The organism is Enterococcus sp. AZ104, assembly GCF_050546705.1.
In the GTDB taxonomy this organism is placed as follows: domain Bacteria; phylum Bacillota; class Bacilli; order Lactobacillales; family Enterococcaceae; genus Enterococcus; species Enterococcus faecalis.
Map to the genome: position 1 here is coordinate 2326659 of NZ_CP172952.1, position 13920 is coordinate 2340578.

Below are 13920 nucleotides of genomic sequence, written 5' to 3' on the forward strand. Positions count from 1 at the left end.
AAACCAACGTTTGGTTTTGTTGTCTTTTCTTTTTTAGATTGAACGTAATTGGGCAATCCGTTCTTTGACAGCCTCTTGTTTTTCAAGGTAGTCTTTTTCTTTTGCACGTTCTGCTTCCACGACCTCATCTGGTGCATTTGACACAAAACGTTCATTTGAAAGTTTGCCTTGCACACGTTTGACTTCTTTTGTCCATTTGTCTAATTCTTTTTCTAAGCGAGCAATTTCTTCCTCGATATTAATCAACCCAGCTAATGGTAGGAATAGTTCTGCGCCTGTTAATACAGCGGACATGGCTAATTCTGGCGCTTCTATTTCACGACTGATGACTAATTCCTCTGGGTTACAGAAGCGTTCCAAGTAGCTAGTATTAGCTGTTAAAAATTCTTCTACTTCTGTATCGTTTGTTTTAATTAACAAAGTAATTGGTTTAGAAAGTGGTGTATTCACTTCTGCTCGAATATTCCGAACCGAACGAATAACTTCTTTCAGAACTTCCATTCCTCGAGCTGCTGCTTCATCGTTAAATTCTTCATGAACAACTGGGTACTCTGCCACAACCAATGACTCACCTTGATGCGGAATTTTTTCCCAAATTTCTTCTGTTACAAACGGCATAATTGGATGCAATAAGCGTAAGATTTGATCCAATGTGTACACCAAGATGCTCCGTGTTGTTTGTTTAGCTGCTTCATTGTCTCCGTAAAGAATTTCTTTACTCATTTCAATATACCAATCACAGAAATCATCCCAGATGAAGTTGTATAATTGGCGACCTGCTTCACCGAATTCAAAGCGATCAAATAATTCTGTCACACGGGCGACTGTTTCGTTTAAGCGCGTTAAAATCCAACGATCAGCGACAGTCTTTTCACCACTAAAGTCAATATCTGCAGCAGTCATACCTTCTACATTCATGATAACGAAGCGACTTGCATTCCAGATCTTATTGATAAAGTTCCAAGAAGCATCCATTTTTTCATAACTAAAACGAACATCTTGACCAGGTGCTGAACCATTTGATAAGAACCAACGTAACGCATCTGCGCCATATTTTTCGATGACATCCATTGGATCAATCCCATTCCCCAATGATTTACTCATTTTGCGTCCTTGCTCATCACGAATTAAGCCGTGAATTAAGACATTTTGGAAGGGACGTTCGCCTGTAAACTCTAAGCTTTGGAAAATCATACGACTTACCCAGAAGAAGATGATGTCATAGCCAGTAACTAATGTGCTTGTTGGGAAGTAACGTTGATAATCTTCGCTTGCTTCATCTGGCCAACCCATCGTTGAAAATGGCCATAAAGCAGAACTAAACCATGTATCTAAGACGTCACTATCTTGAACCCAATTTTCACTGTCGGCTGGCGCTTCCATCCCAACATACATCTCGCCCGTTTCTTTGTGATACCAAGCAGGAATTTGGTGGCCCCACCATAATTGTCGCGAAATAACCCAGTCATGTACATTTTCCATCCAACGTAAAAATGTTTGATTGAAGCGTGGTGGATAAAATTCAACAGCGTCTTCTGTTTCTTGATTTTTCATTGCTTTTTCAGCTAATGGTCCCATTTTTACAAACCATTGGGTCGATAAACGTGGTTCCACGACAACGCCTGTTCGTTCTGAATGGCCCACGCTGTGATTCATTGTTTCGATCTTAATTAAGCGACCTAGTTCTTTCAAGTCGGAGACAATCGCTTTACGTGCGGCAAAACGATCCATTCCTTCGTATTTTCCAGCCAGTTCATTCATCGTGCCGTCTTCGTTCATAACATTTACTCGAGGTAAGTCATGACGATTACCGACTTCAAAGTCATTTGGATCATGGGCAGGTGTTATTTTTACAACCCCTGTTCCAAATTCCATATCTACATAGTCATCTGCAATAATTGGAATTTCTTTATCTACTAATGGCAAGACAACTGTCTTACCAATAAGTTCCTGATACCGTTCATCTTCTGGATGGACCGCAATCGCCGTATCTCCCAACATTGTTTCAGGACGCGTTGTCGCAATTTCAACAACGCCAGAACCATCTGATAATGGGTAGCTCATGTGGTAAAAAGCTCCTTCAATATCTTTATGGATTACTTCAATATCAGACAATGCTGTTTTCGCTTTTGGATCCCAGTTAATGATATATTCACCACGGTAAATCAAATCTTTCTCGTAAAGAGAGACAAACACTTTACGAACGGCCTCAGATAGCCCTTCATCTAAAGTAAAACGTTCACGGCTGTAATCTAAAGAAAGGCCCATTTTTGCCCACTGCTCACGAATATGAGAAGCGTATTCTTCTTTCCATTCCCACACTTGATCAACAAATTTTTCACGACCTAAGTCGTAACGTGAAATTCCTTTTTGTGCTAGTTTCTCTTCTACTTTTGCTTGCGTGGCAATTCCGGCATGGTCCATTCCTGGCAGCCATAACGTATCAAAGCCTTGCATTCTTTTTTGGCGGATAATCATATCTTGTAATGTTGTATCCCAAGCATGTCCTAAGTGTAGCTTCCCTGTTACATTAGGTGGTGGAATAACAATTGAATAGGGCTTCGCTTTTTTGTCGCCACTTGGTTTAAATAAATCTTGATCTAGCCATTTTTGATAACGGCCAGCTTCGATTTCTGTCGGTTGATATTTCGTTGGTAAGTTTTTTTCTTCTGACATTTTTTCCCCTTCTTTCTTAAAATACGCGATTTGGAGCGGTAATTATTTTACAAATGAGTTTTTTTGGCTAAACACTAAAATACGCCCTAAAATACTTTCGTATTTTAGGGCGTAGATTCATCTTATTTACGCGGTACCACCTAAATTGCATTTGAATTGAATTCATTCAAATGCCACTCATTCGTGAGATAACGTTCACGAAACGAATCGTTCTACTAACGTACTGTGTTCAAACCATTGACTCACAAGCTACCTTCTCACTGGTTGTGTAAAAGTCTTGCACCTGAACGACTTTTTCTCTAAAACGACGCCAATGATACTCCTCTTGTTCGCTGTCTTTGCTTCATTCTACAATGAAGCGCAAGCAAAGTCAATTTGTAATCTAGAGGGATTACACTTTTTTTGCAGCTTCTAACGCTTGTTGATAATCGGGTTCCGACGAAACTTCTGAGACGATTTCTTCATAAACTAACGTTCCTTCTGGGTCAATCACAAAAATAGCACGTGCTAAACGGCCCATTTCTGGAATATACAAACCATAAGCTGCACCAAATGAGTCTTCAGTATCATGAAGCATTTCCATTTCGACACCCTCAGCGGCACACCAATTTGCTTGTTCTTCAACTGTGTTATTGGAAATCGTGATAATCTGAACACCGTCTAATTTCGCCGCTTCTTGATTGAAACGTTTCGTTTGCAGTGAACAAACACGTGTGTCGATATCAGGAACCACACTAATTAAAACCGTTTTACCTTTATAATCTGCCAAGTTGATTTCTTGGTTGTTTAAATTTTTCAAAGAAAAGACGGGGGCTTTTGTGCCAACTTTAGGCTGCTCACCTGTCAATTCTAATACGTGCCCTTTTCTTGTAACATTCATTCTGAAATCCTCCTTTTCCACTTTCAATAATAAGTATAGTAGAGGATTTTTATGAAGACAATTTTATTGCTTTGGGCTATTTGCTAGTGAAAAAGTTTCATTAAAATAAATCAGTGTTTGCAGTTCCGTTGTTAAATCAATATACTGCACACTAACGTTGGCTGGCACACTGACACGGTCTGGCGCAAAATTTAAAATCGCAGTCACACCCGCTTGTACAATTTTGTCGATGGCTTTTTGAGCATGGTGACTTGGTACTGTAGAAATGGCTACCGTGACCCCTTCTTGTCGAACGAATGCTTCTAACTCAGACATATCATGAACTAATAATCCATTAATCGTGGTGCCAACTAAAGCCGAATCATTATCAAAAGCACAGACAATATTCAAATTCTCGTTGCGTCTAAAATTATTTTTTAATAATGCCTTGCCTAAATTGCCACAACCAATCAGAGCAATTCTTTTTTCTTCTTGCGTATTTAAAATATTACTAAATACCTCAATTAAATACGGCACATCGTAACCATAACCGCTTCGGCCCAGTTCACCAACGTGGGAAAAATCACGCCGAATCGTTGCAGAAGGAATCTGGATCATTTCACTAAACTCTCGTGATTTAATGCGTTTAACACCAGAATCCCCTAACATTTTTAAATAACGTAAATAAACCGGCAAACGTTTTGCCGTTGCTTTAGGCATTTTTTTCTCCATCCTCTGTCCTCCTTGTTACCTACTTCACATATTCAGTTTATCACGGTTCCCCTCTCCGAGCAACTTGTTTGTGAAATAAGTACAAAATAAATACAGTGACGTCTAAGCGACCGTCACTGTATTTATTTCTTATAGGAAATCTGCAAATTCGTCTTCTTGTTTATCTTTCGCTGTTTCTGCTGAAATCTCTGTAATTTTGAGTCCTTCTAAGGCCCGAGCCATTAAACCTTCCAAGTCTAAGCGCGCTTCATAATCTTGCGCTTTATCCAAGCGAGGTCGTGTTTTCGGTTGCGGTGGCGCAAAAATTGTACAACAATCTTCGAAGGGTTGGATGGCTAATTCAAACGTGTCAATTTTTTCGGCAATTTCGATAATTTCTGTCTTATCCATTGAAACAACAGGTCGAATTATCGGTGTTGAAGTAACCTCATTAATTGCTACCATACTTTGAAGTGTTTGCGAAGCCACTTGTCCTAACGATTCACCATTAATAATGACTAAACCTTTCCGCATTTCACGAATTGCATCTGTTAAGCGTAACATTAAACGTCGTGTAATGGTCATTAAGTAGCCTTGGGGAACAACTCGTTTTATTTCTTCTTGAATTTCTGTAAAGGGCACTTCAATAAATTGAATAGTTCCTACATAAGGGACTAATTTTTCAGCTAAATCTTTAGCCTTTTGTAACGCTTGTTCACTTGTATAAGGTGGACTAGCAAAATGGACAGCTTCCACTTCCACGCCACGTTTCATAGCTAAATAACCTGCAACTGGTGAATCAATGCCTCCTGACAACATCAACATACCACGACCACTGGTGCCCACTGGCAATCCACCCGCACCACGAATCGTTTCATAAGATAAATACGCCGCATCTTTACGAATTTCAATTCTTAAGTTAATATCAGGCTTTTTCATTTGTACTTGAATTTCCGGGATGGCTTCAATAACAGCCCCACCTAATTCTTGATTCAAGCCATTTGAATCAAGTTCAAATGAATGGTCCGAACGTTTAGCAGTAATTTTAAACGTCTTACCTGGCGTATAAACTTCCCGAACAACCTCTTGAACCATTGCACGAATCGCTGGCATTTCTTTTTCAATACGAATACTTGGTGAAAAATTTTGAATTCCAAACACTTTACTTAGTTTCGGAATCACTTCTTCACTATCTTCCCCATTTAATAAAATATGCATTCTATCTCGATCTGCATGGATTTTCAATGCTGGAAAATCAGCTAACGCACGTTTCACATTTTGTGCTAACTGCATGATAAACGTTTTACGATTTTTTCCTTTAGTTGATAATTCGCCATAGCGAACCATAATTTCTGTATATTTCACTTTCTATTAATCCCTTTCTAAATCGCTTTAAAACAAAGCTTACAATTAGTTTTCATTATATTTGCTAACAATAAAGCTAACAATTACTATTCTAAATTTTTAAATCAGTTAATTTCTTAGAAACATCATTCATTCTTCCATTATAAAGGTGCCCATATTTTTCTAAAGTGGTTGTTATACGACTATGACCCAATCTTTCCTTAATAACCAGTGAATCTTCCTTAAGGGCAATTAACATAGAAGCATGAGAATGTCTTAAAGCGTGTATCTTAATCACTGGCACATCTGCTAAGTCACAAAGTTTTTTAAGCCAGCCATGCGTTGTAGACTTAGCCAATGTTCCACCATCTATAGAAAATATAAGGTTTATTTTTAAAGGAGATTGCTGTTCTCTCCATATTTCAAAAAGCCGTAGCGTTTCATCGTCAAGAGATACCGTTCTAATACTACTTTTTGTTTTTGGCGTTGTAGTTCTAAACTCTCTTTTATTTTTAACAAGCATCGTCTTATTAATATAAACAACTTTACTGTCAAAATCAACATCTTCCCAATTCAAAGCTAAGGCTTCACCTAGCCGAAGACCTGTCATGAATAAAAATCTAAAAAACATTTTTTTAAAGAACAATAAACTATCGCTTTCATCACTAAGCAGCATTACTTTTTGCATATCATCTATAGTCCAAATGTTAACTTCTTTCTCTTCAACTCGAACTCTACTTACTTTTTTTGATATATCTTCATCAATAAATCCAAAAATAAAAGCTCGCTCGAATACGGATTGAATATTACAAATGATTAAATTAATATACTCTGGAGATAAACTTTCACCTGTTTTAGTTTTATACTCACCAGATAAATAATTAATCAATTTTTGTAAATCAACCGTTTCAATAGCATTTATCTGTACCTCATTAAAGATAGATAAATGATTTTCAATTATACCTGTATTGGTCTTAAAAGTACCTTCCTTAACATGATTTTTGTACCAGCATTTATAATATTCTTCGTAAAAATTACCAAATGTAATCTTTTCACGTTTTTCTTGATAATCAATCATAAACTGATTATAAGCTTTTTTTGCCTCCTTTGCTGTCTTAAATCCACGCTTAAATTTTTGTATTCTTTTCCCTTTTAAATCAAAACCCAAACTTGCAACAAAATAATACTTACCTGTCTTTTTGTCTTTATAAACATTTGATGTCTTTGCCACCTTTATTAACCTCTATTCCTAAAATTTCTTCAACTACACTCACAGGAACACAAGAGATTTTCTTACCACTATAGAAGTGGCAACCTCTTTCTACTAGTAAAGCTTTGGCTTCACGAATAACACGTTGTGATTGGTATGGAGAAAATCCAAGGCTAATAATGTCTTTTTTTGTCACAGTACTTAACATTAATAATACCATCTCCTTCTATTTAATTACATAAAAAAAAGCAGTACTTAATTAGCACTACCCTATGTCAAATGTTCATTAAAATTGAATTTCTATTTAAACTTACCCGACTTGTAGATAACTTCATAGTTACCACTAGCTTTCATATCATCAAAAGTTACTTTGCTTTTTGTACTATCTAACTGCTTATCTTCATCATAATAATAAAAATACTCCAATGCACTAGGCTCATCTTTAACAGGAACCCAAATATCAGCCAAATAACGATTAGTGTCTTTATCTTTATACATCAAAAAACTAAAACTATCTTCTGAATACTCATCACCATATGCAGAATCTTTAATTATAGAGTCTTTAAATTCTTCACCTGTTTTATCTAATTTAGAACCACAGGCAGATATCATAAAAATTGCAACAACCATCAACACAATTGAAGCTGCCTTTTTCATTTTATCATCTCCTAACTTATATAAACGTAACACTATTAAATAAAGCAAAAAATTGTATATCAAAATTAATACTCTTGTTTCATTGAGTTATAGGTAATTTCTGCTATCTTATTCCCTTTCACTTTTGCCAGTAAAAGTACCCTTGTTTTTGTTCCGTTTTGTTCACAATCAAGCACGACTGCGTATTCCTTTTTATCATTTTGATATATTGAACTTACTTCACCTTTACTTTCCAATTTTGCACCAGTTTTCACATCAATACCATTTTTCTTTATACATTCAGCAGTCATTAATTTCTTCAATTTTTCGTTACGATCATTGATACTAGAAAAATTAGCATAAGCATTTCCAAAGTCCTCTACCAACTGGTAAGTGTTAGATACCTTTTCTTCCGTTGATTTATCCTTACTCTGTATAGACTTGGTACTACTTTTTTCAGTTACTTCACTTCTTTTCGTAGTATTTATATTATCAACTGGTTTCATAGTCACCAATTCAGTTGTTGACGAAGCCTCCGTTTCATGACCTTTGGTGTTTCCTCTACAAGCAGAAAATATTAATCCAACACCTAATACTAAAACTACTAAACTTAACTTTTTCATTTTCTACCTACTTTCTTTGAAATGCGTTGCACTTCTTTAATATACATAATCTTTGAAAAAATCCCCTCAGAAAATTTAACACGATACTCTTTATTATTCACAGCTAATAAAAAACTATCTTGGTACTTTTGAACTGCAAATTCATTTTTTCTACAGTTAAATTTCGAACAGATTTCTTTTATCTGACGATTAGTTAAACCACTTTTCTTACTCAAAGTCATTCATAATTCCTCCTATTTCCTTACTATGCTGGTCACATGTGGAAAATCTAATCCCCAAGTCCGAGAATACTTAGCAACAATTTGACCTTGTTCAGCGTTTTGCTCATAAGTAGTAAACTTGTTTTTACCTTCAACACTTGCCACTACACCAGTATGCCCATAAATACTAGTAGCCACACCACCTTGACCAAAATTAATGACATCTCCTGCTTTAATATCTGAATAATTTGGATTCTTTATGACTGTCCAACCAATTGAACTCCAAGGATAATCATTACCAATTTCACTCGCAAACATGTGCCCCGTACCCATCATTTGTAGACCTCCTTGTTTTTCAACAAAAAAAGCAGATAAGCCATAACATTGACCACCATTAATAGTTTGTCCTAGTACTTTTTCTAAAATATCAATTTCTCCTCCACCAATATTGGCTGAACCCCCGCCCATGGAACCTGTAGAAAGTCGCTTATACCAATTATTAGCACTAGTTTTTCTTTTTGCTTGTTCTACAGGATCATCTTTTGTTCCAGCTCGTTCCCACAGCTTCAAAATATCTACCGCAAGTGTATTCACATCTTCTGATTTAGACATTCTTTTAAGTAAGTCACTATCAGAACCATCCTTATTCCACGCAAAATCCATTTGTAAAGCTACTGATTCCCATTCCTTTTTTTGACTTTTTGCAAAATTTAATAAATTAACTCTTCGTCCTGAATCCCATTGTCCTAATCCAATTCCATAACCGCCTAAACTAGCGTTATAAGCAATAGAAGGATTAAAAGCCAAATCACTTTGAATTCTAGCAGGATTTAATCCACTTTCATGTTCCATATTGCCAATCCAAGCGGAAGCAAACTGCAACGTTCCACCGTGTGACGTCACGTAGTTAGAAACTTCTAATGCTACTTTTTCCTGTGGTGTAGCAGGCTGAAACTGGGAAGAATCTCCGCTTTCACTAGAAGAAAATACACCTAAAAATAATAAAAAAGGAAGAATAAAGACAAAGCAACTAGCAATTAAAACCTTATTTGATTTCTTCATGGTCTCTCCTTTCAATAAAAAAGAAGACTGATAAACATTTCATCAGCCCTCTACAACCTCAACATTATATTCTTCCGTGTCCACACTTCCAAAAAATTGTTCCTCTGTTTGTTCTAAATTATTGAAGTTTTCTTCTGTTTGGTAAAATGAATAAACGTTATTTAATGAATCATTGTTGTTTGTGATTAATTCGCTATCTTCTCCACCATCAAAAAATGCACGTTCTTCACGAGCAAATGCCAGCTCATCGAAATTATCGACCCTAACATTCAAATTGTCTGCTATTTCTTGCTTATCAAGTTCTTGATTTAATACCTCTCTATCATTTTCACTTGATTCTACACTTGAATCTAAACTATCAAGTTCATTCTCTAACTCAATATTACTTTCATCAGCTAAAGAAGTATCAGAATCAGATACAGTTTCATCTAAGACCGGAACATCAATTTCTTCTAAAGAATTATCCGCTTCATCATCTGTTAAATCTTCAAAATTGTCCACTTCATCAGTTAAAGCTTTATCTTCTATTTCTTCTAATTCCTCATTATCAACATTGGTTGGCTCTTCTACTTCCGCAATTTCTTCTTCGGGCAACATATCGTCTTTAAATGGTTGTTGTTCTTCTTGAGTAAAACGATTCAATAATGAATGCAATCCTGTTTTAACACCAGCAAATTGCCCATTATCGTCAATAAAATGGTCTTTGGCTAAGTTCAATGCCTTGTCATGTTTTGGCATTAAATGACTAGCACCATCAGCAGCCAACGCTAAATTCCCAGCGGAAGCACCTATTCCTGCTTTTACTGCTCCAACACCAATTTCACCTGTACGTTCAACCGTTTCTTTTGTTTTTTCATTCATTTTTGATTCAAAAGAAGGTTGTTGAACTTGACCATCAGAAAAGAATGATAATATTTTATATCTGCTTTTCCAAATTTTCCGATACAAAATAATTTTCACCAATGCAGTAACAATTAATGTGCCTAAAAGAAAAACACCACCAGACATCACCATTAATAAACTACTACTTACTTTATCCATCAATCCTAAAAACGCTTGGTCAATTAACTTATTGACCCAAAATAACACAGACAAAAAGATACCGAAAACTACAGGTAAAAATAAAATGCCAATTAATGATTTAAAAAATTTAAACATCATCATTTGACACCGAGGGAAGAAAGACACCAACGCAATAATCGGAAAAACAAGAATGAGTAAATCAACAATGATTTGAATTACATTAAGCATAATATTAATATACGTGACAGGCACTGCTAAGACTGCTAAATTGACTACACCCACACCAACGCCAAAAGCTTTTTCCATTGTTTTTGCTCCGTCCTGTGCGAAGTATGGATTATCTTTCTCATTATTTTTTATATAGGTACTTCTTTCATCCTCAAACTTTGCTTTTTCTTTTTTAGACAATTTAGGTTTTTCTAGTAGTTTACTTTCGTCTAACTTTTTACCATTTTCCATTTTCCCATCAAGTGAACCACTATTTACAAAATTAAATGTTTGTTTTACTGTGGCATCAAAAATTGGACTTTGATATACTTCTCCATCTTTAGATCCTTCTGTTCCTAAATTAGCACTTGAAGTAAATGTACTTTGTACTCCTTTAGCAATTGCGTTAGTTGATTGAATCAAGAACGTTGAGCCACTTGTTGTGCCTGTTGACGTTGATACAGAGCCAAACCAAAAACCAAACAAAACAACAACTGCTAAATAATGAAGGAATACTTTTGAAAAGCTTCTACGACTGGAAAAGAAATGATAAAGCAGATAATATGCACTAATAAGAATCGCTAATGCAAGTAAAGAACCACCTCTAAATCCCTTGCCACCAAAGCCACTTAAAACATCTTTTGACATATTCAATACCGTTTCTTGTTTTCCTTCAAAGAAACCAGATTGGTTTAAGACATTCTCACAAAAAAGGAAAAAAGAAGCAAACATTCGTAAGATAAAGAATGATATATCTACAAAGAACCAATTCACTACTTGCCATCCTTTATCCAACAAACCACCATCAACCGTATACGCACTATAACTGTCAATTAGATACTGCATCTTCTCACTTCCTTCCTATGCAACAAAGCGGTTCTCCATTTTAGAAGCTTCTGTATCATCAACGGTTTTGAACAGTTCCAACCATTCCTCAAAAATTACATGAACAACAATTCGATTAGTCTGACCAAACATATCCTTCATTAAACACTGACCTTGAACCATATTTGAGACCCATTTCATGTTAATTTCGTTCACTGGTAAATTGAGATATTTCAAAACCCCTTCTCGATTTTGAAATTCATCAAAACAAATCACTGTACCAAAACCAGTACCATCTTCACTATCATCCAAATCATTTGTTGATTGTGTAATCAATACTAAGAAATTATTAAACGAACGACCAATACGTTTCATTGATTTTAAAATCGCTTTACCTTCTGGCGAAGATTGAAAAATCCAAGATTCATCAAAGAACGTCACTGTTTCTTCTTTTGGATTTCTTGAACCAAACTTCGAACAAAATGTTCCTAAAGCAAACATCAATGTAACAGAAAGACGTTTATTTTCATCTAACTTTTCATTTTTATCAGTTGGTAAATCTAAGTCCTCGATTTCCAAAATGGTTACTTTTCTATCGAATGACAAACCTTCCACTTCTCCATGAGAAAACGCCAATTCTAAAACTGAACCTTTAACAGTCGACAAAATAAATCTACCCATATCTTTCACGTCAGAAATTTCACTTTCCACTAATCGCTCAATTACATGCCAAAATCCAACCTTTTTTCCTTCTTTCCGTTCCGAAACAACTTTCGCAATCGCTTCATTAATTTCTGTTTTTTGCTTTAAGTTCCATGTTCCTTCGTATATATTGGTTAACATTGCTTTAGTTGTTGCAATCGCTTCTGTTTCATCAAACAAAACAATCGGGTCCAGTACCCCATGATTTTTCGTATCACGAACATCTAAAGTGACGAAATTAAAGGACTTCACAAAATCAACATCTAAAGGATATTTCTTTTGATATTCAGGGGCATTGATTGTATACATAAATTGCTTTCGCATTTCTTTTTTCGGATCAATGTATAACACTCTGTCTTTTAAAAGTGCCATTTGCATAAACAATGTTTTAGCTGTAACCGATTTTCCGTTCCCAGTATCGCCAGTTAAAGCCCAGTGGGGATTATTTGTTTTCTTCCCATCAACATTTTGTTTATTCGCTAATAGCATGTTCATAAAAATTAGATTTTTTGAACTAGAAATAATAGATTTTCTATCTTCTTTTTCTTCCAAAGTTGTATCCACTCGTCCAAGGTAAAAGCCTAACTTCGTACCTGCATGAAGTGAAGTAAAGAAATTCAACTCGGCAAACGATTCAATCGTTGACGTGTGTTGCCAACGAGAAGTCTGCATGCGGATAAAATTACCAAACAAAGTGGATTGAAATAAATAAGGATTATCAAACGTTGCTTTAATAAGTGGAATATCTAAACTATCAAAACGATTGATTAAATATTTTTTTCTTGCACGCATTTGTTTTTTTGTACTACCACTAACAACAACCACTGCTTTCCAGTCAATAATATCCACACCATCATCAATTTTTTGGTCTAAATCGTCTAGTGATAATTGACCTTCAACAATCTTTCGTTTTTGTTTAGAACCAGCTAAGTGTGCTTCCTGCATGATATTCTTAGTGCGAGTTCTTGCACGTGACGAACGCCCAGACAGTGCCAATTGCCCTTTACTTTCTGCAAAAGTCGCTTGAATCTTCACTTCAACTGGGAAAGGCATTTTTTGAACGACCTCTAAAAAATGATTACCATCAAGAAAAACACCTACATCTCCCATTGGAAGGTAGGATATATAGCTTTCGCCATAATCACAATTTAAATGAAGCCCCCCGCCAAATAATGGTTTAATTTTTGTTGCCATTAAATTATCTAAATTTTGACTAGAAAGAACATCTTGTCGCTCATGAGGAATATTTTTCAAGAATTGGTACGCTTGGTAATAATACAATTCATCTTCTGTTAATCGTTCAACTAACAATTCAGATAGATTTTGGTAAACTTCTAATTCTTGCTCTCGATAATCTTTTTCCCAATCTTCTGCTAGTTCTACATCAAAACCTAAGCCTTTGACAAACTTTTCCGATACGTTACTAATTGAGTTAGTAACGGTTTCTTTTAAATCAACAGCCAAGTCTTTTTTGATTAAAGGTACACCAATTACCCATGTATATTCGTAAACCATGCCCATTTCTTGTTCTAAAACCATTGCCGTTTTCATCAATTTATCTACGCCTACTTCATAATTACTAGAATCAATTAAAGAACGCATAGCACCCATTTTCCCTCGAATGTCGGCATTAACTGGCAAAAGGTTAATTTCAAATCCATCATTTGCTTTTAAACGATTTAACGCACGAGCAACTTTCCTTTTCGTTTTTAATTTCTTTTCAACATCAGTCAACATTACGGTTTCAGAGCGAACACGATAGTAAGCTATCGCTGTTTTTTCTTGTGTTAAAACAATATTTCCTTTCATATGATTCGTTAATGGATATTCTAATTGCATATT

12 protein-coding genes and 1 other annotated feature are annotated in these 13920 nt (G+C 35.5%); all 12 genes read right to left on the reverse strand.

Translation table 11 applies throughout. From position 1 onward, the window contains the following. Positions 1-33 precede the first annotated feature (33 nt). The 12 genes from IGJ37_RS11120 to IGJ37_RS11175 all read right to left on the reverse strand — a co-directional run bounded on the left by IGJ37_RS11120 (position 34) and on the right by IGJ37_RS11175 (position 13917). The gene (locus IGJ37_RS11120; protein ID WP_252671691.1) at positions 34-2676 is read right to left on the reverse strand and encodes a valine--tRNA ligase; all 2643 of its coding nucleotides are present in this window, start codon (positions 2674-2676) and stop codon (positions 34-36) included. Between the two features lie 102 nt (positions 2677-2778). Then, positions 2779-3018: a binding site (T-box leader), on the reverse strand. Between the two features lie 49 nt (positions 3019-3067). Further along, complete coding sequence (tpx, locus tag IGJ37_RS11125) at positions 3068-3556, reverse strand: thiol peroxidase (RefSeq protein ID WP_002355111.1); 489 nt, start codon at positions 3554-3556, stop codon at positions 3068-3070. A 63-nt stretch (positions 3557-3619) separates the two neighbouring features. Then, positions 3620-4267, reverse strand: coding sequence for a redox-sensing transcriptional repressor Rex (locus tag IGJ37_RS11130; RefSeq protein WP_002365189.1), 648 nt, complete (start codon positions 4265-4267; stop codon positions 3620-3622). A gap of 129 nt (positions 4268-4396) precedes the next feature. Then, the gene (gene thiI / locus IGJ37_RS11135; RefSeq protein ID WP_002359156.1) at positions 4397-5611 is read right to left on the reverse strand and encodes a tRNA uracil 4-sulfurtransferase ThiI; all 1215 of its coding nucleotides are present in this window, start codon (positions 5609-5611) and stop codon (positions 4397-4399) included. Positions 5612-5702: 91 nt separating this feature from the next. After that, complete coding sequence (locus IGJ37_RS11140) at positions 5703-6821, reverse strand: site-specific integrase (RefSeq protein WP_002365190.1); 1119 nt, start codon at positions 6819-6821, stop codon at positions 5703-5705. Then, positions 6796-7008, reverse strand: coding sequence for a DUF3173 domain-containing protein (locus IGJ37_RS11145; RefSeq protein WP_002399131.1), 213 nt, complete (start codon positions 7006-7008; stop codon positions 6796-6798). Before IGJ37_RS11145 ends, IGJ37_RS11140 begins: the two co-directional genes overlap by 26 nt. Positions 7009-7100: 92 nt before the next feature. Continuing rightward, positions 7101-7457: an LptM family lipoprotein gene (locus IGJ37_RS11150; RefSeq protein WP_010823197.1), complete on the reverse strand. Its 357-nt coding sequence runs from the start codon at positions 7455-7457 to the stop codon at positions 7101-7103. 65 nt (positions 7458-7522) lie between these two features. Further along, positions 7523-8059: an EF0163 family protein gene (locus IGJ37_RS11155; protein ID WP_100966725.1), complete on the reverse strand. Its 537-nt coding sequence runs from the start codon at positions 8057-8059 to the stop codon at positions 7523-7525. Further along, positions 8056-8280: a hypothetical protein gene (locus IGJ37_RS11160; protein WP_002365195.1), complete on the reverse strand. Its 225-nt coding sequence runs from the start codon at positions 8278-8280 to the stop codon at positions 8056-8058. Before IGJ37_RS11160 ends, IGJ37_RS11155 begins: the two co-directional genes overlap by 4 nt. 12 nt (positions 8281-8292) lie before the next feature. Beyond that, positions 8293-9321: a phage tail tip lysozyme gene (locus IGJ37_RS11165; protein ID WP_010777924.1), complete on the reverse strand. Its 1029-nt coding sequence runs from the start codon at positions 9319-9321 to the stop codon at positions 8293-8295. 42 nt (positions 9322-9363) lie between these two features. Next, entirely contained in the window at positions 9364-11397 is a 2034-nt protein-coding gene (locus IGJ37_RS11170) for a hypothetical protein (RefSeq protein WP_100966726.1), read from the reverse strand. Between the two features lie 15 nt (positions 11398-11412). Beyond that, positions 11413-13917, reverse strand: coding sequence for an ATP-binding protein (locus IGJ37_RS11175; protein ID WP_100966727.1), 2505 nt, complete (start codon positions 13915-13917; stop codon positions 11413-11415). Positions 13918-13920 lie beyond the last annotated feature (3 nt).